Source organism: Tenacibaculum sp. 190524A02b (assembly GCF_964036645.1).
Taxonomy (GTDB): domain Bacteria; phylum Bacteroidota; class Bacteroidia; order Flavobacteriales; family Flavobacteriaceae; genus Polaribacter; species Polaribacter vairaonense.
In genome coordinates, this window is record NZ_OZ038525.1 from 1,977,400 (window position 1) to 2,000,357 (window position 22,958).

Genomic DNA, 22,958 nt, shown 5'->3' on the forward strand with positions numbered 1-22,958 from the left:
GTAAAACCTGAAAAAATGAGGTAATAAAAAGGAAGTAATAGTTTAATTAGTACCTATCTATTATATACATATCTGAAAGTCAGAAGTATTTTTATTTAACATTATTTTAACATAAAAAATATACTATCTGTCATCTAATCTCAAAATATAAAACTTGTATAGATCACAAGAAGAAAAACCCCATAGAAACCTAAAAATCAAAAAAAATAAAACATTTCTAAATCAACTAAACAATACGTTTTATAAGTTTTACTTATCAACAATAAATATTTTATATAACACTCTGATAGGGTTTTTTCTTACTTAAACGTTATAGTATATGTAAGTAGCTTTTAGATTTTACTACTAAGCAAAGAGTTAAATAATTTTATACCATAAAATAATTTATTAATGATACTAGAGACCCTTATCAATTGCAAAGAAACAACCGCTAGATTAATTAAATCTAATGCTATTACTAGAAAATATAAAGTAGGCGACCCTATCTTATTAAAAGATGTACCGGTTAATCATACTGCAATTATTTTAAAGGGCGTATTAAAAGCACACTTAGATCAAGAAAATAATTCTCTGTTACTGTATCATATTACTCCTAATATTAACCCTATTATTGCTGTTATGGATATGACAGAAGTAGCTGCTGCTCCAATTTCAGTTACCGCTATAGAAGAAAGTGTGCTACTATGGATACCCGATGATAAATTTGGTGAAGCTGAAATAAACACGATTCCTATAAAAAAAGCTGTTATGAGTTCAAGTGAATATAACTTTAAACAAATGCTCTATAATTTAAAAAGTTTAATGACGCATACTTTAGAAAATAGACTTTTTGATTATTTGAAAAATAAAGCTTCAATATATCAGCAAAAGGATATTCATATTTCTAGAACTGAAATTTCTTTAGATTTAAAAGTTCCACTTGCTTCAATATCTAGAGCCATTAAACGACTTGAAAACCAACATAAAGTTATAGGAAAACCAAGATCAATCTTATTAGTTGCTTAAACTTTAGACAAATACCTCAACTTATAATAGTTATTTAGGGTGCTTTTAAAAAGTTCCTTGGAATATAACTGGCTTAACTTAAGTATTAAACAAAATAATAGTTACTGATTGAAATCATAAAAAGTTACTATAAAACTAAAATAACTTTACATCAAACTTTACCAAAATAGATTATGCTAGAAAATTTACATTTACCAAAGGAAGTGATTCAACTATTTCAAACACATGGAACCGTTTTACATTACAAAAAAGGAGATTTATTACAAAAATGCGACTGTTACAATACAGGTGTTTGTATTATTATAAAAGGTATTGTTAAGGTTTCAGTACAAAGTGATAACAAAAAAATCTTTTTATATCATATAAATGGTAAACAACCTAATATGATTAATTATTCTGGTATCTACTCAAAAGAAAACAGTGATATTTGTTGTATTTGTTTAGACGATGTTACCATTTTAAGAATGACTAATCATCAATTTTTAGAATGGGTGAATGCTTTTAGTGAGTTTAGAGCACTCATGATTGCTTCTTTTCATAAGCATTATACTTCAATTTTAGAGCGAACTCAAAACACTTCTGATCAACCTTTAAAAACTATTTTATATAATTATTTAAAAGTTAAAGTAGATTTGTACAATACTAATGAAGTGAAAGTACCTTTGCTTGAAATTTCTGAGGATTTAAATTTCTCTAGAGAAGCTATATCTAGAGGTTTAAAAACATTAGAATCTGAAAATAGAATTATACGTAAAACAAGATCTATTATAGTGTTAGAACAAAGTATTGCTAGCTAAAACATAACTTAATATAAAAGATAAAACCAGCGTTTAATAGACGCTGGTTTTGTTTTTATTAAAATGTATTTACCTAATTAAAACGGTAAATCATCTGGTTCATTATCCGTTAAATCTGGAGCTGGTGCAAATTGATCAGCCGGAGGAATGTTTTGTGAAGCTGCTTGTGCTAAGTTTTCAATTCTCCATCCTTGGATTGAATTAAAATACTTTGCTTCTCCTTGTGGGTTTATCCACTCTCTACCTCTTATATTAATAGAAATCTTAACATCTTGTCCTACTTGGTAAGCATCTAATAAATCACATTTATCTTGAATAAATTCAATTAAAATCATTTGCGGGTATTGCTCATCCGTAGTTACCACTAGTTCACGCTTTCTAAAACCGTTACTACCAAAAGTTTGTGTTTCGTTAATTAATTTAATTTTACCAATTACTTCCATTTCTATTCTATTTAATTAAAAGTACCTTCCAAGCACTCTCTACATCATTCTTTTCTAAAAACTCTTGTGCAAAAGTATGCTTTTTTTCTTCAGATAATCCTACAAATTGTGCTTGTTCTTTAGCAAAGTTATTAACATCTTCATTAGATGGTATTTGTTCTACGTTTCCTAACATTCCTAAATTGTTACCTGTTAAAACTTTACTGTTTCTTACTTCAAAAGGTATTTTATCTACTCCAATTCCTAAGGTAGATATTGGTTTAGGTATTTCAAAAAATCCATCTCTAGCCCTTGTGTAGTAATTTCCTCCAGCTCTGGCTACTAAATCTATTTTATGCTGGTCTATAGCTCCACTTTCATCCAAAACATCTTCATTTATATGAACTTTTACTACTTCACAAACTATTAAATTTCCTGCGCCACCTTCATTTCCTGTATATATAATATCTTTAACTTTACATTCAAACTGTACTGGAGATTCTGCAACTCTAAACGGTTTTACTTTTTCTGAAGCTAACATAGTCAATCCAGCCTTTTCAAACTCATTTACCCCTTTTGGGTACATGGTACTACTTAAAGACATTTGCTGAACAATTGCATAATTAACTACATTAATTACCACTTCATTTACTTCTTCAGCATTATCCAATGTATGCTTGGTACTATTAGCTCGTACGCTTCTTGCAGGAGAAAAAATCATAATTGGCGGATTTGCTCCAAAAACATTAAAAAAACTAAAAGGCGATAAATTAGGGTTTCCTTCTTTATCAATAGTACTTGCAAAAGCAATAGGTCTTGGTGCAATGGCTCCTAAAAGATAACTATGTAACTTGGCTATTGGAATATCTTTTGGATTTATAGATAACATATATGTATTTTATTTTATGTGTAAATATAATACAGTTTTAGATAAGATGTTATAACTAGTAATGGTTTATATTTGATGCATGACTTTTTTTAATAATACATTTTGGCTAAAACGTATTGCCGTTTTAATTTCTGTAGTGATTGTTTCTTTTATTTTATGGAATACCTATACTTTTTTTCAGAAGTTTAAAGATGAAGAACGGATGAAGATGGAGCTTTTTGCTGCTGCGATGAAAGAACTTTCTGCCAATCAAAACTTAAATGATCAATTCAATATAGAAGGAAAAGTTATTGAAAACATAAAAAATATTCCTTTAATATTAACTGACGCTAATGGTCAGATTATTGACACACAAAACCTAGATAGCCTTAAATTATCTAACCCTAAATATGTAGCTAACCAGCTACAGTTAATGAAAAGCCAAAATGCACCTATTGAGATTAGTTATAAAAATACCGATAAACAATATGTTTATTACCGAAACTCTGATTTATTATATAAATTAAAATATTATCCTCTTGCTCTTTTATTAATACTAGGGCTTTTTTTAATTGTTATTTATATGGTATTTACCTCGAGTAAAATTGCTGAACAAAATAAGCTTTGGACTGGTATGGCTAAAGAAACTGCTCATCAAATAGGTACTCCTTTATCTTCTTTATTAGGGTGGATAGCTATTTTAAGAACGGAACGTGTAAATGATAAGTATATTTCAGAAATAGAAAAAGATGTAGATCGCTTAAATATAATAGCCAATAGGTTTTCTAAAATCGGTTCGCTTCCAGAGTTAAAGCCTCACAATATAGTTACTTTAACAAAAACTGTTTTTAACTATTTGGAATCTAGAAGTTCTAAACAAATATCTTTTTCATTTCAAAGCTCCAATAATAAAATTTTAGCAAATATTAATACTGAATTGTTCGGATGGGTTATTGAAAACCTTATAAAGAATGCTATTGACGCCATGTTAGGGAAAGGTAGCATTGTTGTAAAAATTTCTGAACACAATAAATACCTTAAAATTCACGTTTCTGACACAGGAAAGGGGATTCCAAAATCTCAGTTCAAACAAATATTTAAACCTGGTTTTACTACTAAAAAACGTGGTTGGGGATTAGGTTTATCTTTATCTAAAAGAATTATTAAAGATTATCATAAAGGTAAAATTTTTGTTTTGAAATCTGAATTGAATAGAGGAACTACTTTCGAAATAATGTTAAACAAAACCTAAATAAACTCAAAAGTTATTTAACTAAAATTACCCCTTGATGAAAAATTATTGCACCCTTAAGCAATGTGTTGTAAAAAGTTTATTACTTTTTGTAATACTTATCAGTCAATTTTCTTTTTCACAATCTAAGAAAAGTACTGACCCTATTATTCTTGCATACTTCCCTTCGTGGTCTGAAAGTTATGCTGGCGCCAATCAAGATTCTAAGCTAAGAAACATTCCTAATTTTGTGAACTATGTATTCTTATCTTTTGCAAAACCAGATTTGGTTTATGAAAAAGGTTCTTATGACCTTTCTAAAACAGGTATTGAAGTTCCTTATGATGGCTGTTTATTAAAAGAAAGTGTATCTGCTTTAAAAGACAAAGGAATTAAAGTTATACTATCTGTTGGTGGTGAAACTTTTTGGAGAGACGATACTGTTTATGAAAGAATTAATTACCAACAAATAAAAGATTTAGTAGATGATTTAGGTTGTGTGGGTATTGACTGGGATTTTGAACCTTCAGGATCTTTTGCAACTATTGGGAATACTGAAAATGTACAACACTTTATAGACTTCTTTAACAAATCTAGAGCGTTAATGCCTAGAAGTGAAGGTTATGTTTTAGCTTGTGCTCCTAGTGGAGTTGGAGCCCTTGGAGGACAAACAAACAATGACACAGCCTCTCCTTTTGCTTTTGAAAAAAGAAATACACTAACAGGAGAAAATGATGACAACCTATATAAAGGTGAAGCACAAACCAACGGTATTAACCTTTTTGGTTTTTCTGCTACCGGACACATGATTCCTGTAATTAAAAGCGTTGGTGATAAAATTGATATTATTGCCTATCAAGGTTACAATGCTGGTGGAAGTAAAAATAGAGCTATTATGTATGATGCTTATGCGCATTATGCAAAAACTTATGGATTTGATGTAGTAGCAGGAATTCATTATCCTGATGAACCTTGGGGGCCATTTTATGAATACACTCATGAAAATACCGCTGATCTTTCTCATCACATTACGAATCATCCTGATAAAGGAAACAGAAATGATGGTATTATGATTTGGCAGTTATTAATGAAAGGTACTAATAGTTCTGCTTATTCTTATCTAAATGTAGCTAGTAAAGTTTTGAATGGAACTGATAAAACTACAGCTATTAGTCAAGCAAATGATTTTAGTTTATCGCCTTATACTGGAGGTGCACAAGGATGTGGTAGTGATACTTCTAACACTTATTGTGATACTTCTGAATATGTAAAAACTAACGAATATCCTACTACTGGTACTAAAGTGTATTATGAGTGTAAAATTTGGAAAAATAAATGGTGGGCTAACCCTAATGAAATTCCTGGAGAGCATAATGTTTGGGAAGAAGTGAGTGCGTGTAATGAAGGACCAAATTGTACATTAAATGTGGAAGATGACATTTATTTAAAAGGTATTGATGTTCTTATTGAAAATAAAATTTTGCATGTAAAACAAAGTAATAACAGCACTACCTTAAAAAGAATAAAGGTTATTGATTTATCTGGAAGAACTATCAATAGTCAATTAGCTAACAAACATACTAAAATCAGCTTAAGAAACTATTCTAAGGGGATTTACATTATTAACTTAACTTTTGATAATCAAAAAAGTATTAGTTTAAAAACTTTAGTAGAGTAAGAGTAATTTACATTAAAAATATAAAAAAACCGATGATATGCTTCATCGGTTTTTTTGTTATTCAAAAAGTGGTATTAAATATTGTTTTTACTCAAAGTTTTTTGCTACTGCCTCTGCAACTTCAACAAATTCCTCTTTTGTTAAGGTTTCTTTGTCTATAAAACGCATATCTCCCATTTTATTGATAGGAATTAAGTGTACGTGTACATGAGGTACTTCCAATCCAATAACACTCATACCTACCCTATTGCAAGGAATCGTTTTTTCTAGCGCTTTTGCTACTCTATAAGAAAAAGACATTAATCCATCGTATTCTTCTTTTGACAAATCAAACAGCTTGTCTTCTTCTCTTTTAGGGATCACCAATGTGTGCCCCTTAGCATTAGGACTAATATCTAAAAAAGCGAAAAAGTTTTCATCTTCGGCAACTTTATATGAAGGAATTTCTCCAGCTACAATCTTAGTAAAAATACTTGCCATATTATTTTTTGTTTTAAAGTTTTGTATAGTTTGTTTGTTCACAAATATAAAAGAAATCGGATTTTGACAGTGTCAAAATCCGATTTCTTTTCATGATTTAATGGACTAAATTTCACTTATCTAGAAATCTCTAAGATTTCAAATTTCATAATTCCATTAGGTACTTTTATTTCAGCTATATCGCCTACTTGTGTACCTAATAATCCTTTACCTATAGGTGAATTTACTGATAGTTTACCATTTCTTACATCGCTTTCACTATCAGCAACCAATGTGTACGTAAATTCCATACCATTAGTAGTATTCTTTATTTTTACTATAGAATGAATTAAAGCTTTAGAAGTGTCTAGTTGACTCTCATCAAGTATACGTGCACTAGCTACTACATTTTTAAGTTTTGCTATTTTAGTTTCTAATAAAGATTGTTCTTCTTTAGCTGCATGATACTCTGCATTCTCACTTAAATCTCCTTTATCTCTTGCATCTGCTATCTCTTGAGATACACGCGGCCTCTCTACTTGTTCTAAATGTGCTAACTCTTCTTTTAACTTTTTTAGTCCTTCTTCAGTGTAATATGATACGTTACTCATAACTTCAATAAATTTAAAAATCTCATTCCGTCAGGGATGAGATCGTCTTACAAATGTAAGAAATTTTCGTAAATTCGTCACACAATATTTTCAAACATTATGAAAAAACTTCTAGGCATCATGCTATTAGCATTATTAACCAACTGTAGTAGTGACACACCTATTAACAGTTGTTTTAACCATAGTATTGCCCCTATTTCTTTAGATTTAAATACACCACAATTAAATGGGCTTTTAACTCCTAATGGAACTGCAGAAATTAGTGGAAGTTCTCGTAATATTGTTTTATTTAACAAAGGTACTGGTGGGTCTTTTACACCTTATGTAGCTATAGATAGAGAATGCCCTAGTAAAGATTGTAGCACACCAATGATTATAAACCCACCTGTATTAGAATGTTCTTGCGACAATAGTAAATATAGTATGTTAAATGGTAGCATTATTAAAGGAACCAATAATTGTGAAGGTGGTGCAAAACTTTATAATGTTTCACAAAATGGTAGTAGTTTACAAATATCTAATTAATTTAAACCTAGTAACAAATAGATTCTTATTTTTGCAGCTACAACACAACTTACTAACAAATTTATCGTGAAAAATTATTTTTCTTCAGATTTTAAATTGGGCGTACTTGGAGGCGGACAATTGGGAAGAATGTTACTTACAGAAACGCAGAAACTAGATATTTACACATCCATTTTAGATCCTAATAATGAAGCTCCTTGTGCGCAGATAAGCAATGAGTTTCATCAAGGTGATTTATTAGACTTTGATACAGTTTATCAATTTGGAAAAAAAGTAGATTTATTAACTATTGAAATTGAAAATGTTAATATTGACGCTTTAGATAAACTAGAAGCTGAAGGTTTAAGCATTTATCCAAAACCAAGTAATTTACGAACTATACAGAATAAAGCACTACAAAAAGCTTTTTATCAAGAGAACAATATTCCTACAGCTGAATTTTTAAGATTTTCATCTCTAGATAATTTAAAAGAAGCTATAAGTAATCAAAAAGCTACACTTCCTTTTGTATGGAAATCTGCAAGGTTTGGTTACGATGGTAATGGTGTAAAGATGGTTCGTTCTATTCAAGATTTAGAAGGCTTACCAAAGGGAGAATGTATTGCTGAAAAGTTAGTTCCATTTAAAAATGAACTAGCAGTTATAGTAGCAAGAAATGCTAAAGGAGAAACCAAAACTTACCCAGTAGTTGAAATGGAATTTCATCCAGAAGCTAACCAAGTAGAATATGTACTTTGTCCTGCTAGAATAGATGATTCAGTAGCTGAAAAAGCTAAAAACGTAGCGTTAAAAGTAGCGGATGCATTTGATTTTGTTGGTTTATTAGCTGTTGAAATGTTTCAAACTAAAGAGGATCATATTCTAGTAAATGAAGTAGCTCCTAGAACTCATAATTCAGGGCATTATTCTATTGAAGCAAGTTATACCAATCAATTTGAACAGCATGTTAGAAGTATTTTAAATCTTCCTCTTGGAAATACTGAGAGTAAAGTAGCTGGTATTATGGTTAACTTAGTTGGAGCTGAAGGGTATACTGGTGATGTTGTCTATCAAAACATAGAGCAAATTTTAGGCATAGAAGGCGTTACTCCACATATTTATGGGAAAAAACATACCAAGCCTTTCCGTAAAATGGGACATGTAACTATTGTTAATTCAGACATTAATAAAGCTAGAGAAATAGCACAACAGGTAAAAGAAACTATAAAAGTTATTAGCAAATAATGGCTATTGCATTTTTACATACCTCTGAAGTTCATATAGATCGTTTTGAAAGTTTGGTTAGAAAGTATGATGCAGATATTTCCATTCAACATTATGTAAATGAAGACTTGTTAACTTATGCTGTTAAAAAAGCTTCTTTAGATTTAATTGGTTTTGAAAAAGAGATAAAACAAATACAAAATAACCAACCTCAAATAATTATTTGCACATGCTCTACTTATGGAGAAGCTTGCCAACAATATAATAATGTATACAGAATAGATGCTCCTGTTGTTGAGTTTTTAGTAACTAACTATAATGATATAGCAATAGCCTACACTGTAACCTCTACACAAAAGGTAAGCCAGCAACTAGTTACACAAGAAATTTCAAAACAAAATAAAAATACAATCATTATAAACTGTGATGCTACGGAAGCTTGGCCTCACTTTTTAGAAAACAACATAGAAAAATACGAACAAACTATAGCTAAATATGTAAAAGAAATTGCTCCAAAAGTTGAAGCCGTGTTTTTAGCACAAGCTTCTATGGATGGTGCTAAAAAACATCTTAAAAACTTAGGCATTGATATTTTATCAAGTCCTGAATTTGGCGTGAAAAGCTATTTGCAAAAATTAAACACAACTAGATAAATTATGGTAGGAATTATAATGGGAAGTGATTCTGATCTTCCAATAATGCAAGATGCAATTGATATTTTAGAAAGTTTTGATATTCCGGTGGAAGTAGACATTGTATCTGCACACCGTACTCCTGAAAAACTTTTTGATTATGCTACCAATGCTCACAAAAGAGGAATAAAAGCCATAGTTGCAGGAGCTGGTGGCGCTGCACATTTACCTGGGATGGTTGCTAGTATGAGCCCTTTACCAGTTATTGGCGTTCCTGTAAAAAGTAGAAACTCTATTGACGGATGGGATTCTGTTTTATCTATTTTACAAATGCCTGGAGGAGTTCCTGTAGCTACCGTTGCTTTAGATGGAGCTAAAAATGCTGGAATCTTGGCTGCACAAATTATTGGTGCTTCAGATAAATGCGTATTGGATAAAATTATAGCATACAAAGAAGGTTTAAAGCTTAAAGTAGAAAAAGCTTCTGAAAGCGTAAAAAAATAAGTACCTTAGTACCAAATACTATATGAACCTCACCAATTGTAAATTTGTGAGGTTTTATTAATTATCAAAACAGTTTAAAATGAATCCACTTTTACAAGACTTTGATACTGCTCCTTTTGCATCTATAAAAGAAGAAAACTTTAAACCAGCCATACAAGAAGCTATCCAAATTGCCAAAAAAGAAATTAAGGCTATTGCAGAAAATTCTGAATATCCATCTTTTGAAAATACGACAGAGGCACTTGACAATACAGGTAGTAAACTAGGAAGAATTACTTCTATTTTTTTTAATTTGAATTCTGCTGAAACTAATGACAAAATTCAAACCATTGCTAAAGAAGTATCTCCTTGGTTAAGTGAATTTAGGAATGATATGATTTTAAATGATAATTTATTCACTAGAATAAAAAATGTTTACAATCAACAAAAAAAACTTGACTTATCTCCAGAACAAAAAATGTTACTGGATAAACAATACAAAAAATTTTCACGTAATGGAGCTAATTTAAATGACGATGATAAAAATGAACTACGAAAAATTGACTCTGAATTAGCCAAATTATCATTGGTTTTTGGTGAACATGTTTTAGCTGACACCAATGCTTTTGAAATGCTTATTACTAATGAAAATGATTTAAACGGGCTACCTGAAAGCGCCAAAGAAGCCGCTAAAATGTTAGCTACGCAACGTAAGAAAAAGGGATGGTTAATTACATTGGATTATCCAAGTTACATTCCGTTTATGACTTATGTTGAAAATAGAGAATTACGAAAGGAGTTAGCTATTGCTTTTGGTAAAAGAGGTTTTCAAAATAATGAAAACAATAATGAAGAGACCATTTTAAAAATTGTAAACCTTAGACAAAAACGTGCAAATTTACTAGGCTATGAAACACACGCTGCATTTGTATTAGAAGAACGCATGGCCGAAAACTCTGAAAAAGTTTTAACTTTTTTAGATGAATTATTAGAGAAAGCCAAACCCGCAGCAAAACGTGAGTTTTCTAATCTAGAAAATTATGCTAAAAAACTAGATAATATAGACCAATTACAGAAATGGGATGGTGCTTATTATTCAGAAAAGTTAAAAAAGGAATTATATAATTTAGATCAAGAACTTTTAAAACCTTATTTCAAATTAGAAAATGTTATCAATGGTGTTTTTGAAGTTTCCAAACGCTTATTTAACTTAACCTTTAAAGAAGTTAACTCTCTTGATAAATATCATGAAGATGTAAAAACTTATGCTGTTAATGATACTGAAGGAAACTTTATTTCTTATTTATATGCTGATTTTCATCCAAGACAAGGTAAAAGAAATGGTGCATGGATGACCTCATATAAGTCTCAGCAAATTCTTAAACAAGAGAATATTCGTCCGCATGTTTCTATTGTTTGTAATTTCACAAAACCAACAGAAACCAAACCTTCTTTATTAACTTTTAATGAAGTTACTACCTTGTTCCATGAGTTTGGACATGCTTTACATGGTATGTTAGCAAATACTACTTATAAGAGTTTATCGGGCACCTCTGTATCTTGGGATTTTGTTGAATTACCTAGTCAGATTTTAGAAAATTGGTGTTATGAAAAAGAAGCTTTAGAGTTATTTGCGAAGCACTATGAAACCGGTGAAACAATTCCTATGGAATATGTTGAAAAAATAAAAGAATCAGCAAGTTTTCATGAAGGAATGCAAACTTTACGTCAATTGAGTTTTGGACTATTAGATATGGCTTGGCACGCTAATAAAACACCTCAAAACATTACTTCTGTAAAAGATTTTGAAAGCGCTTCTTTCCAAAAAACACAATTATACCCTGAAGTATCAGAAAATTGTATGAGTACTGCTTTCTCTCATATTTTTCAAGGAGGATATTCAGCTGGTTATTACTCTTATAAATGGGCAGAAGTTTTAGATGCAGATGCTTTTGAATATTTTAAAGAAGCAGGTGTATTTAATAAAGACGTTGCCAAAAAATTTAAGGATCATATTCTTTCAAAAGGAGGTACAGAAAAACCAATGGAACTTTACAAACGTTTTAGAGGTAAAGAACCTAATGCTGATGCGCTTTTAAAACGTGCTGGTTTATTATAAAATTTAACTTCTCCTAAAGCTTTTCTACTTTTAAAAGTTTTGGGAGAATAGTTTCAAAATACCCAATTATAATATAATAAATAAACTTTATTTTTATTGATAAAATTAGTATATTAGCCGCAACTAATTATTCAAAGTGAAAAACAATAAGAACATACTAATGAAAATTAACGCACTTTTCCTAGTGCTTATTTTTATGTTGCCTTCTATTGTTAAAGCTACTCATCATCATCATGAGGAAGATGTACACCATGATTGTCATAAAAAAACAACACATCTTCATCAAAAAGCAGAAAGTGATTGTGAGGTTTGTTATTTTTCTCTTTCTTCATTTAATGGCTTCTCTGTAACCTTACCTGAATTTTCTAGAATTATAACAGTTGATAACAACATTAATAATTACATTAATACTAATACCACTTCAATAGTATTAACATTAAAAAGACTTAGAGCCCCACCTTACACTGTGTGTTCGTAAAAATTTTCTTTATTATATATACTTAATGATATAGTTATTTTATAACTGTATTATAATGTTTTAACTTTAAAAGCACTTTATTGTTTAAACGCAAAACTAAAGGAACACAATTTGAAAAGCTTTATTTTAATCAACGGCTATTAAATTATAAAAAAGTAGAAGGTTTTATTAATAGCTATTACAATTAAGTTGGGTTTAATTAATTGATTTTATCGTTTATAGAGCGATTCGATTGATGTTCCTTTTATATATTACCAAATTTAAGTAAATAATTACTATTTAAAAAGTTTGTTTTAAAACTTATTTATAATATTAAAAATAAGGAACACGTTTAAAAAGCTTTATTTAATCAACATAGCTATTAAATTTATAAAAAAGTAGAAGGTTTTATTAATAGCTATTACAATTAAGTTGGGTTTAATTAATTGATTTTATAGTTTGTAAAGTATATTAAACGTTGTTCCTTTTCTTATTACTTATTTTTTTCCTCTATCCATTTACTCATATATTTTGTGGCTTGCATTGTATGGTGTTGTAATAAATTACCTAAAAAATTATGTTGCCTATGCTTTTCTAACCTGCTATATAAATCTTCAATAAAACTTATAAAAGGGGAACCTATAATTTCTTTATCATAAATTGAGTTAATAATAACAACTCCGTTTTGTTGAGCTTTAATCCAAGTAACTTTATTATTATATAGCTCAACTGCTTTTTCAGCCATCCTTTCAAAGTTCTCTTCTATTCCCCCATTCCAAGGTAGATTCCCATGCATTCCCTCTGCTCCAACATTTGTAGTAATACTAGGCGTTCCACAGATCATAGCTTCTGTTAATTTTCCTTTTATTCCCGCTCCAAATCTTAATGGCGCTAAAACAACCCTAGCCTCTTCCACTACTTTTTGTGCATTATTAACATAGCCTTTAAAGTGGAAACCTTCAGACGGTTTATGAAACTCTCTTACCTGTTGATTTTCGTAAGCTCCATATACATGCAATTCAGCATCTGGGATTTTCTTTCTAATTAAACTCCACAAGTTTTGCTTCAATTGAATAACTGCATCCATATTTGGAGCATGTAAAAAATTCCCTATAAAAACAAAATTACTTCTTTGCTCAAAAGAATTCCATAGCTCAACCTGTGCATCCTCTATTTTATCTAAAAGAAAGGGTAAGTAGTACACTAAGTTTTTATCTATTTTAAAAACATTTTGTAATAATTGTATCTCATAAGAAGAAATAATTAGGCTAAGATCACAACGTAGAATTGAAGCTATTTCTCTTTTAGCTTCTGTAGATGCAAGTAAGGAGCTTTCCTCAAAAATCTCACCTTTTTTAAATTTTTGATGTCTCACTTTTCGTAAAAAATGTAAATCTTCTGTGTCTAGAATTCGTAAAGCCTTTGGACAATACTCAGCTACTCTCCACCCAAACTGTTCTTCCATCATAAATCGATCAAAAAGAACTACCGTTGGACTTAACTCTTGTATAAAAATATCAAAAGAAGAATCATTTAACACTATAGAAACTTCATTTACCCCTAACTCAGATAAGTCAATAGCTTTCTCACTTTTCTGTGCTGGTGAGGCAAAAGTTACAGCATATTCGTTTTTTTTAAACAACTCTATTAATTGTAGCATTCTACTGCCTGCTGCAGAAGAATTGGGTTCAACCCAAACATAACCTATTATTAAAATCTGTTTTTTCAATACTAATTCTCTAACTGCTTTTTATAATTCCCTTCTGCTTCTTTTGCCCAAGCTACTATTAAATTAACCTCTTCTTCTGTTAATTTAGCATCTCCATGAGTCAATGTGTATGATTTTAATGGCATATGTTTCTCTTCTACTTCTTCATAAATCTCTTCCATTTTATGCTCTTTTCTTTTTAAAGAGTAACTATTCCACGTATCAAAATTTAAGTGTTCTTTTCCTTCTTCAATATGGTGTGCCATCCAAAAATTTACAGGTGTTATTTTACTATACCAAGGATATTGTGTTTTATTAGTATGACAATCAAAACATGCCTTGGTAAGTATTTCCTTTACGTTTTCAGATGCTTTTGTTTGTACTAAAAACTCATCTACTTCTACATAGCCTTTTTCATTTTGTTTAGGCTGAAAAAACTGACTAATTATTAATACAACTAACACAACACCTGCTACTCTTTTTATTGTTTTCATTACGTTATAATTTTAAAATGCTAAAAATAGTAATTCTTTAGTTGTAAGGTATAATATCACAAATAATTGTACATTTGTACACCTAAAAAAGAACTAAATAATTTAAGCTTATTAGCTTTAAAAAATAAACAACAATGAAATACGATGTAATCGTTATTGGTTCTGGTCCTGGTGGGTATATAGCTGCCATTAGAGCCGCTCAATTAGGAAAAAAAGTAGCTATTATAGAAAAGTATGCTACATTAGGAGGTACCTGTTTAAATGTTGGATGTATTCCTTCAAAAGCTTTATTAGATTCATCTCATCATTATTACGATGCGGTACATCATTTTGAAGAGCATGGAATTTCAGTTGAAAAACCTTCTTTTGATTTTGGAAAAATGGTAGCTCGTAAAGCAAATGTTGTAGAAACAACAACTGGAGGTATTAAATACTTAATGGATAAAAATAATATTGAGGTTTACGAAGGATTAGGTTCTTTTGAAGATGCTACTCATGTTAAAATATCTAAAAATGATGGTTCTTCTGAAGTAATTGAAGGTACTGATATTATTATTGCTACTGGATCTAAACCTTCTACATTACCTTTTATTTCTATTGATAAAGAACGTGTGATTACTTCTACTGAAGCTTTAAAACTTAAAGAAGTACCTAAGCACTTATTAGTGATTGGTGGTGGAGTTATTGGTTTAGAATTAGGTTCTGTATACAAACGTTTAGGGGCTAATGTTACAGTTATTGAGTATGCTCCAACCATTACACCTACAATGGATAAAGATGTTTCTAAAGAACTAACCAAAGTTTTAAAGAAACAAGGTATGAAATTCAATGTTAGTCATGGTGTTACTTCTGTTGAAAGAAATGGTGATGAAGTAATAGTTAAAGCTACTAATAAAAAAGGAGAAGAAGTAACCTTCACAGGAGATTATTGTTTAGTTTCTGTAGGTCGTCGTCCCTATACAGATGGATTGGCTTTAGATAAAGCGGGTGTTAAAGTTAGTGAAAGAGGACAAATTGATGTTAATGACCATTTACAAACTAACGTTAGTAATATATATGCTATTGGTGATGTTGTTCGTGGTGCTATGTTAGCTCACAAAGCAGAAGAAGAAGGTGTTGTTGTTGCCGAATATTTAGCCGGTCAAAAACCTCATATAGATTATAACTTAATTCCTGGTATTGTATATACTTGGCCTGAAGTTGCTGCTGTTGGTAAAACAGAACAAGAATTAAAAGACGCTGGGGTTGATTATAAAGCTGGTAAATTTTCAATGCGTGCTTTAGGTAGATCTAGAGCAAGTGGTGATATTGATGGTTTTGTAAAGGTTTTAGCTGATAAAAATACGGATGAAGTATTAGGTGTTCATATGGTAGGTGCACGTGTTGCTGACTTAATTATGGAAGCTGCCGTTGCAATGGAATATAGAGCATCTGCTGAAGATTTAGCTCGTATTTGTCACGGGCACCCAACTTATTCGGAAGCTGTAAAAGAAGCAGCTAAAGCCGCATGGGATGGGCAACCTTTAAATGCTTAATTTAAAATACTACAATTATAAAACACGAAAACTGTCTAAAAATTAGACAGTTTTTTTTATAAATATTGTGACTTTTTAACTTTTAATGTTTCCTATTTATAGACATTAGTTATTTTTTATTTAGGAAAGAAGAAAAAGTAACTTTTATTATCTAGGTTCTCTTAATTAATTGAGAGCCTTTTTATTTTTATAATAACAAAAGCTATATCAGTTTATGTTTAAATGATATAATTACTCTAACAAAGCACTACTAAGCTTAAAAAACATCTAAACTTTTTCTAATTTTATCTACCTAACTCAAAATTCATTAATAAAATAAGATACTTTTACATTATACTTATTAAAGTATTCTTTTTCATTTTTTATATAAGCTAAAATTAGTTTGATAAGAAGTATTCTTAAGTTGGAGAATACTTCTTTTTTGTACTTAAACAACTATTATTTCATCTTAAAAATCAATATATTTGTTAGAAGTAGATATGCTAATATCTTAAAAATAGATATTCCCCTTTCAAGTATTTTTACCTAACATCATGATTATACATAGAATTAAAGAATTTATAGTATTTAAAAACATCTCAGTCACAGATTTTGAAATAAGTATTGGTGATTTTAATGAAGTAATAAGTCATTCAATAGATAACAATATTGAAATTCATAGTGAATTATTACTAAAGATTACAAAAACATATTCAGACTTAAATATTTCTTGGCTAATTACTGGGAATGGCACTATGCTAAAAGATGCTAATATTGACGATTTAGAATCTATAAGTATTGAAAGTATTTTAGATTACATTTTAGCCAATGCTGATAAGTTTAGAGATGAACCTAAAATAGAGGCTATTGTTTCATTATTTTCAAACTTTGAACAACAAAAGAAACTTCAAAGCATGTATGAAAAAATTGACAAATATGAAAAACTAATTGATAATAAACTAAAGTAATAATGGTTTATTAGTGGTTTTATTTAAAAACTGACTCATTTTTTTTTCTAACTCATTTCTCAATACTAACGTTTTTTCTTCTTCTTCTATTACTTTTTGAGCAATTTCTATAATTGTCATTTTCTCTCTATTCTTAACCTGATCTGGCGTTGAATATGTTTTTCTTTTAAAAAAAATCTCTAGAAGTTTTATCATTTTTTTCATAGCTCTTTAAATATTGTTTAAGGTTACTAGTATATCTTTATCAAAAGCATTTGTATTATCTTCTACACTCTCATTACTATTCAACGCTCTATCATTTCTTTCAGAATACAATGCTTTAATAGCTATTTTAGGATAATGTATTGTTTTAATTCTATCTATTAATGACAGTTGCTTTAATATAATATCATCTTTATAAGTATAATTTTTAACTAAAAAATAGACGAAAAAGGTTGATAAAATTGCACATAGTAAAATAAATGCCACATAACTATTCTGTGAGAAATCTTTTTGAGTAAAGAAAAATAAGTGTATTAACCAGAAAAAAGATACTGCTATTCCTGTTAATGACAGGAATTGAAATTTATAGGCACTCCCTTTTACAATATCATCATACAATGACTTACAACTGAAAAATAATAATGCAGTTACCAAACCAAAAATGAATAACCAAAAATGAAAGCTACTTCTACCTCTAAACGAATGCTCTATTACTAGTTTTCTTTTTTTATCATTATAATTTTTCAATTTTATTTTTGATTCTTTATAATGATTTTTATAATCTTTTAATAACTTATTTGACAATAAAAGCATAGATTTATTATCCTTTATAGATTTTACTTTTTCGTTAAATTCATTAAGTAATTCAATAGTTTTTGAATCTCTTTCTTTTAATATAAGCTTATGTGTTTTTTTATGAGCCAAATACTCATCTGATACGGAAGAAAAAAAAATATGAAAAATAGACATAGCAACTATAAGAAAAGAAGCTACGCCTAAAACCATAGGTCTCAATTTAACTTTCATCATCATCTTCTGTGTCAAGGACGCCGTTGTCTGAAGGGTCAACAAGTCTGTTTCTTTTTTGTAATTCATTTTGTTTAATTTCTTCTAATGTGTTATCAGTACAACTAACACTTACAACTAAACTAAAAACAACTAAAAAAAATAATACTGTTTTTTTCATATTTACTCTATAATTTTAAATTAATTACTTGAGTAAATATAAAAGTATTTATAAGTTTATAGCAACTTATTACAATTGATTAATAGTTAGTTAAGTTTGTTCAGCACCACCAAACTTAAAACCTTTTTTATAAAAAAAAAATACCTAATACCCCTAGTTCACAACTAAGGGTTTACCCTTAGCAACTTACTCAACACCCCTTAGAATACTCTTTATTTATATTTAAGAATCTATTCCTGAACAAAAAACTAACCAACTAAAAAACAACAAACTACATATAAACATTTCAAAAAAGTAACTTATACTTATTTTTAACACTATTATTTTACATATATTTAAATTAATTAACATTAATCCCTTCAAAAATGAAATTAAAATTATTAAAGGCTTTATGCCTTATCATGATTACCCATGCCTCATTTTGTCAAAACTTTATTGAAAAACAACTACCAACTCCTGAGAATCTGAGTTCATTCTTTATTGGTCCACTAATCAACTCTACCATCCATTATGGTGCTAAGCCTTCAAATTATAATGGAGAGGTTATTATTTTCAACCATGGTTATATAGATTTAAATCAACTCTATTTTTCAAATAACACATACTACGAAGAAGCTTATAACGCAGGTTATCAAGCTGTATTTGTTGCCACAACTAGAGGTGAAGGTATGTGGGAAAACGGAAAATTACTAGCAGAATCCATAGATATTATTACTGAAAAATATAAAGTAAAAGAGGTTTACATTGTTGCACATAGCAATGGAGGAAAAGCTTCAGAAGTAGCTATGTTTCATCATGGAAAGTACAACAAAGTTAAAAAAGTTTTTGCTTTAGGCACACCATATTGGGGAACCTATTTAGCTGATTTATCACAACAATGGTGGTTTAATTGGCTATGGAAAAAAACAGGGCTTAATGAAGGTAGTGCTACTTCTACTACTTACTATAGTAAAGATGTAGTCCGTCCTTTTTTTGATAATCATCCAAACAACCAACCAGAAAAATTCGTTATTTTAGGTACATCAGGATTTGCTAGTGGTCATACACCAATAGCTCCATTAATGTTAGCTAGCGGAGGTATACTGTACCTTCATCAAGGTACAAACGATGGTGTTGCTCCATATAGTAGTACTTTACGCCCTAATGGAGAATACGTTTTTAGCAAAGGAGCGTCCAAATTAGACCATATTGATGTTGCATTAGGTCAATATACTTGGAAACATATTTTACCATATTTAAAAGGCTTAAAAGAAAGAACACCTGTATCAAATAACTCCTCAAAAAATATTGACTCTAAAATTATCAGCGACTATCAAATTATTCATTCCGAAAATGATTATGATAACATCTATTTAGATAAAGGGAATAGTTCTGCAGTTATAAACTTATTTCATACTATAGAGCATTCTGACCTTGAATTGAAAACAAATAACGGTGTAATTGAAAGACTAAGAGGTAGAAACAATAACACCCCACTCAATAGCACTTATGTTTTAAATAGTTTATCTAATAAAATTGAGTTAGAAGCAAAAGGGAAATATACTGCTTTAGTGCATCAACCAAATGGACCTAAAATGATCTTCAAAAAAAAGGATAAGGAACTTATTATTTCATTTATCAATACCAATGCTGAAGTTGATAATATAGAAGTGAATATGACAATTACTAAGACAAATAATTTATTAGGTAATAAATCTCCAGAAGAAACTTTTATGTATTCTTTAAACAGTAATAGAACAACAAAAGACTTTAGACTTAACACTTCTGTCTTTGATGAAGGAGTATACAGTATATTTATTACTGGAAAACATACAGACTTTAAAAGGTCTTTAATAACTGGGTTTACAGTAGGTGAGTTAAACGTGTCTAAACTAAAAAGCCTGCAACAATCATTCACTAACGACTCTTTTTTAAGCCTTAAATCCAATTTAATTTCTAATGAATTACAAATTATTGATGCTTCTATTATTAAAAATACTCAAATAGATGTGAGTCTATACAATATTCATGGTCAAAAAATTATTACTAAAAATTTAAATAATAATGGGAATACTTACCTATTAAACACTTCTAATTTAACTAATGGTTTATATCTTTTAAATGTAAATAGAAATGGAATACAGAAAACATTTAAAGTAATAAAGAAATAATGCCAATTATAATATAATTACTATCAAGTTTATTATTTGTTTTAATCGCAATCAATATTTATTGGTTGCGATTTTTAATAAACATAAACTATAACTAAAATTAGTTCTGATGTAAATTTACTCATAGAAAAAGCAGTCAATTTTAAGCTTGGATTAAAAAGAAAAACAAAACATACACACGTGAGGAACAAAACCTCCTTTATTATGGAATTATCCCCATAATAAAGGAGGTTTTAGTCAGCAAGGTTAGTTGTGCTATTTTCGATTTATTTTACTAAAAAAGCTCGAGTGATATTACTCGAGCTTTTTTAAATATTTATCTAAACAACTTGTTTTCTATTCTTGAATACCGTAGAAATAATTAATATTATCTTCAACGTTAGAAGCTTTTTTAACAGCTTCATACATTTGATAAGTTTTATTTTTTCTTTCATTAGCTATTCTTTTTCTATAGGTATCATAATTTGGTAAAGCTGTAGGTAGTTCCTTTTTGTTTACTACAAAAGCAAATACACCTCTATCTCCAACAACAGGATTATACACCTTGCTTTCCTTTGCATTAATCATTGCTCCTACTACTTTAGGCTCATATCCTACTCCAGAAATGGTTGGCGATTGTAAATTAACATTTGTTGCATTTCTTACAGTTTGCTTTGACGCCTTAGCTATATCTTCTAATGTTGCACCTGTAAGCTTAGCTTTAAGCATTTCTGCCTTCTTCTCATTAACAATAATTGGTCTAACTTTAGTTGTAGCTTTCTCAACTGGCATTAATCCTTTAGCTGTTTTAGCTGTAACCATAGCTACTACATAACCTCCATTTACATCAAAACGTCTAAAATCTCCAACATTAGTTTCTTTTTCAAAAGCCCAAGAAATAATTGGTCGTTCATTTCCTACTCCTGGAACATTTTCGTCTAAAGCTTTTAAACCAACTGCTGGTTGAGAAAATAAACTTTTCTCTTTAACAACCTCATCATACTTTTTACCATTCGTTAAATCTAAAGCAAAAGTTTCTGCATTTTGAAACACAGTATTTTCTGTTGCTTCAGAAGCTTCAATTTTACGTCCAAAAGTAGCTAACTTTAATACTGGCTGAAAGTTCTTTTGATCTTCAATTTTTATTACATGGAATCCGAAAGCTGTTTTTACAACTCCCATGTCTCCTTTTTTACCTTTGAATACAAAGTCTCTAAACTCAGGTACCATTCTATTGTACCCAAACCAATCATAAAAACCACCTTTATCTTTTGAACCTTTATCTGATGATAATTCTTTTGCTAAATCTTCAAATTTTGATTTATCTGCAGTTACAACTGTTAATAAACTATCTGCTGTCTTCTTAGCCTCTTCTTCTGTTTGTTTAACTGATGCATCTGCACTTGAAGCTCCTACAAAAGGAATTAAAATGTGTCTAGCCTGAGCTGAATCAGGTAATTGAGTTACTTCTGTTATTTTTGATAATTTAAAGTGATCTGCATCTTTATATGGACCAAAAACATCTCCTTCTTTACCTTCAAAAAGCTTATCTGCTATTACCTGAGGTACTTCTACTTTAAATTTGAACTTTTCATCTAAAGATAGATCAGATTGATTGTCTTCAAAGAAAAAAGCATAATCAGTAGTATTTCTTAATCCTTTTACAGGAGTCCCATTAATTTCCGAATCATTAATCAACTTTGCCACATCAGCTTTTAAAGCTTCCTCATCAGCTGTTGTAGGCTTGATATCAAATTTTACAAACTTAATATCTCTTGATGCTTCTACTTGGTAACTATTAGGGTTTGCTTCAATATATTTTTTAACATCACCTTTAGTTACTGCCACTAAACTATCAGCAATTGATGTATAAGGTACATATACATACTTACCTGAAACCTTAGTATTTTCTAACAAATACTTGGCCTCACCTTCTTTTAAAGAAGCCCCCAAACCAGAAGCTACTAAATTATCATAAGCTGTTTTTTCTATATTATCTCTTAAAGATACCATATAGTTTTGCCAAGCTTTCCATTCTTGACTGTTTTCTGCTTTAATGTTAGCTAAATGCTCTTTTAGTTTGCTTTTATCAAAAATTCCTGAAGTTTGGAATCTTTGGTCATTTTTTACTGCAGAAGACTCAAATAAAGCATTCATAATGTCAGCTTCACCAACAGTTATTCCTGCCTCTTCTAATTGAGATTTATATATTTTTTGACGTAATAAATTATTCCAAACAGTTTTAGCCGCTTGCATTTCAGATACTCTATTTCCAGTTTGTGTTTTATATGCTTCTAAAGCTTCTACAAATTCTTGTCTAGAAATACTCTCTCCATTTACCTCACCTACTTCATTTACTTTACTTGCATTGAAGAAGTCTGAAATTGTTGAAGGATCTAATACAAAAGCGAAAAGCGCTAAACCAATAACAAGAATTAAGAACATTGATCGTTCTCTAATTTTCGATAAAATTGCCATACGTCAGTT

General features: G+C 29.7%; 23 protein-coding genes. 13 read left to right on the forward strand and 10 right to left on the reverse strand.

Annotation, left to right across the window (positions count from 1 at the left end; all coding sequences use genetic code 11):
* Nucleotides 1-390 precede the first annotated feature (390 nt).
* Both ABNT65_RS07760 and ABNT65_RS07765 read left to right on the forward strand, forming a co-directional pair.
* On the forward strand, nt 391-1,005 hold the full coding sequence (locus tag ABNT65_RS07760) for a Crp/Fnr family transcriptional regulator (RefSeq protein WP_348747603.1): 615 nt from the start codon (nt 391-393) through the stop codon (nt 1,003-1,005).
* 173 nt (nt 1,006-1,178) lie between these two features.
* The gene (locus ABNT65_RS07765) at nt 1,179-1,802 is read left to right on the forward strand and encodes a Crp/Fnr family transcriptional regulator (protein WP_348747604.1); all 624 of its coding nucleotides are present in this window, start codon (nt 1,179-1,181) and stop codon (nt 1,800-1,802) included.
* A 77-nt stretch (nt 1,803-1,879) separates the two neighbouring features.
* Here ABNT65_RS07765 and ABNT65_RS07770 read toward each other — a convergent pair whose 3' ends face one another.
* Both ABNT65_RS07770 and ABNT65_RS07775 read right to left on the reverse strand, forming a co-directional pair.
* A complete protein-coding gene (locus ABNT65_RS07770; protein ID WP_348704788.1) occupies nt 1,880-2,245 on the reverse strand; it encodes a DUF3127 domain-containing protein in 366 nt (121 codons plus the stop codon).
* Between the two features lie 7 nt (nt 2,246-2,252).
* The gene (locus tag ABNT65_RS07775; protein ID WP_348738898.1) at nt 2,253-3,113 is read right to left on the reverse strand and encodes a flavin reductase family protein; all 861 of its coding nucleotides are present in this window, start codon (nt 3,111-3,113) and stop codon (nt 2,253-2,255) included.
* A 79-nt stretch (nt 3,114-3,192) separates the two neighbouring features.
* On the opposite strand from ABNT65_RS07775, the gene ABNT65_RS07780 reads away from it, so the two are divergent.
* Both ABNT65_RS07780 and ABNT65_RS07785 read left to right on the forward strand, forming a co-directional pair.
* A complete protein-coding gene (locus tag ABNT65_RS07780; RefSeq protein WP_348747605.1) occupies nt 3,193-4,344 on the forward strand; it encodes a HAMP domain-containing sensor histidine kinase in 1,152 nt (383 codons plus the stop codon).
* Nucleotides 4,345-4,381: 37 nt separating this feature from the next.
* Complete coding sequence (locus tag ABNT65_RS07785) at nt 4,382-6,001, forward strand: T9SS type A sorting domain-containing protein (RefSeq protein WP_348738900.1); 1,620 nt, start codon at nt 4,382-4,384, stop codon at nt 5,999-6,001.
* A gap of 87 nt (nt 6,002-6,088) precedes the next feature.
* Here the strand turns inward: ABNT65_RS07785 and ABNT65_RS07790 are convergent, their stop codons facing one another.
* Nucleotides 6,089-6,481: an HIT family protein gene (locus tag ABNT65_RS07790; RefSeq protein WP_348704781.1), complete on the reverse strand. Its 393-nt coding sequence runs from the start codon at nt 6,479-6,481 to the stop codon at nt 6,089-6,091.
* Nucleotides 6,482-6,597: 116 nt separating this feature from the next.
* Complete coding sequence (gene greA, locus ABNT65_RS07795) at nt 6,598-7,071, reverse strand: transcription elongation factor GreA (RefSeq protein ID WP_348704779.1); 474 nt, start codon at nt 7,069-7,071, stop codon at nt 6,598-6,600.
* Nucleotides 7,072-7,170: 99 nt separating this feature from the next.
* Between greA and ABNT65_RS07800 the strand changes: the two genes are divergently transcribed.
* The 6 genes from ABNT65_RS07800 (at nt 7,171) to ABNT65_RS07825 (ending at nt 12,511) form a co-directional block, all read left to right on the forward strand.
* A complete protein-coding gene (locus tag ABNT65_RS07800; protein ID WP_348704778.1) occupies nt 7,171-7,596 on the forward strand; it encodes a hypothetical protein in 426 nt (141 codons plus the stop codon).
* Nucleotides 7,597-7,662: 66 nt separating this feature from the next.
* Entirely contained in the window at nt 7,663-8,820 is a 1,158-nt protein-coding gene (locus ABNT65_RS07805) for a 5-(carboxyamino)imidazole ribonucleotide synthase (RefSeq protein WP_348704777.1), read from the forward strand.
* Nucleotides 8,820-9,452: a hypothetical protein gene (locus tag ABNT65_RS07810; protein WP_348747606.1), complete on the forward strand. Its 633-nt coding sequence runs from the start codon at nt 8,820-8,822 to the stop codon at nt 9,450-9,452. The genes ABNT65_RS07805 and ABNT65_RS07810 overlap by 1 nt, the downstream gene beginning before the upstream one ends.
* Before the next feature lie 3 nt (nt 9,453-9,455).
* Nucleotides 9,456-9,935, forward strand: a complete 480-nt coding sequence (purE, locus tag ABNT65_RS07815; RefSeq protein WP_348738902.1) for a 5-(carboxyamino)imidazole ribonucleotide mutase — start codon at nt 9,456-9,458, stop codon at nt 9,933-9,935.
* A 79-nt stretch (nt 9,936-10,014) separates the two neighbouring features.
* Nucleotides 10,015-12,033, forward strand: a complete 2,019-nt coding sequence (locus ABNT65_RS07820) for a M3 family metallopeptidase (protein ID WP_348747607.1) — start codon at nt 10,015-10,017, stop codon at nt 12,031-12,033.
* A gap of 160 nt (nt 12,034-12,193) precedes the next feature.
* On the forward strand, nt 12,194-12,511 hold the full coding sequence (locus ABNT65_RS07825) for a hypothetical protein (protein WP_348704770.1): 318 nt from the start codon (nt 12,194-12,196) through the stop codon (nt 12,509-12,511).
* 472 nt (nt 12,512-12,983) lie between these two features.
* On the opposite strand, the gene ABNT65_RS07830 is transcribed toward ABNT65_RS07825, so the two are convergent.
* The gene (locus tag ABNT65_RS07830; RefSeq protein WP_348747608.1) at nt 12,984-14,219 is read right to left on the reverse strand and encodes a glycosyltransferase; all 1,236 of its coding nucleotides are present in this window, start codon (nt 14,217-14,219) and stop codon (nt 12,984-12,986) included.
* Between the two features lie 2 nt (nt 14,220-14,221).
* Complete coding sequence (locus ABNT65_RS07835) at nt 14,222-14,692, reverse strand: heme-binding domain-containing protein (RefSeq protein WP_348704765.1); 471 nt, start codon at nt 14,690-14,692, stop codon at nt 14,222-14,224.
* Nucleotides 14,693-14,826: 134 nt separating this feature from the next.
* On the opposite strand from ABNT65_RS07835, the gene lpdA reads away from it, so the two are divergent.
* Entirely contained in the window at nt 14,827-16,227 is a 1,401-nt protein-coding gene (gene lpdA / locus ABNT65_RS07840) for a dihydrolipoyl dehydrogenase (RefSeq protein WP_348747609.1), read from the forward strand.
* A 533-nt stretch (nt 16,228-16,760) separates the two neighbouring features.
* Nucleotides 16,761-17,174, forward strand: a complete 414-nt coding sequence (locus ABNT65_RS07845) for a hypothetical protein (RefSeq protein ID WP_348747610.1) — start codon at nt 16,761-16,763, stop codon at nt 17,172-17,174.
* Here ABNT65_RS07845 and ABNT65_RS07850 read toward each other — a convergent pair.
* Genes ABNT65_RS07850 through ABNT65_RS07860 form a run of 3 tightly spaced genes read right to left on the reverse strand, consistent with a single transcriptional unit; the run spans nt 17,166 to nt 18,342 of the window.
* Nucleotides 17,166-17,369: a hypothetical protein gene (locus tag ABNT65_RS07850; RefSeq protein ID WP_348704758.1), complete on the reverse strand. Its 204-nt coding sequence runs from the start codon at nt 17,367-17,369 to the stop codon at nt 17,166-17,168. The genes ABNT65_RS07845 and ABNT65_RS07850 overlap by 9 nt on opposite strands.
* Before the next feature lie 15 nt (nt 17,370-17,384).
* Complete coding sequence (locus tag ABNT65_RS07855; protein ID WP_348704756.1) at nt 17,385-18,185, reverse strand: hypothetical protein; 801 nt, start codon at nt 18,183-18,185, stop codon at nt 17,385-17,387.
* Complete coding sequence (locus tag ABNT65_RS07860) at nt 18,172-18,342, reverse strand: hypothetical protein (RefSeq protein ID WP_348704753.1); 171 nt, start codon at nt 18,340-18,342, stop codon at nt 18,172-18,174. The genes ABNT65_RS07855 and ABNT65_RS07860 overlap by 14 nt, the downstream gene beginning before the upstream one ends.
* Nucleotides 18,343-18,707: 365 nt before the next feature.
* Here ABNT65_RS07860 and ABNT65_RS07865 point away from each other — a divergent pair, with 365 nt between their 5' ends.
* On the forward strand, nt 18,708-20,492 hold the full coding sequence (locus tag ABNT65_RS07865) for a T9SS type A sorting domain-containing protein (RefSeq protein ID WP_348704750.1): 1,785 nt from the start codon (nt 18,708-18,710) through the stop codon (nt 20,490-20,492).
* 336 nt (nt 20,493-20,828) lie between these two features.
* Here the strand turns inward: ABNT65_RS07865 and ABNT65_RS07870 are convergent, their stop codons facing one another.
* Nucleotides 20,829-22,949: a peptidylprolyl isomerase gene (locus ABNT65_RS07870; RefSeq protein ID WP_348747611.1), complete on the reverse strand. Its 2,121-nt coding sequence runs from the start codon at nt 22,947-22,949 to the stop codon at nt 20,829-20,831.
* Nucleotides 22,950-22,958: the final 9 nt, after the last annotated feature.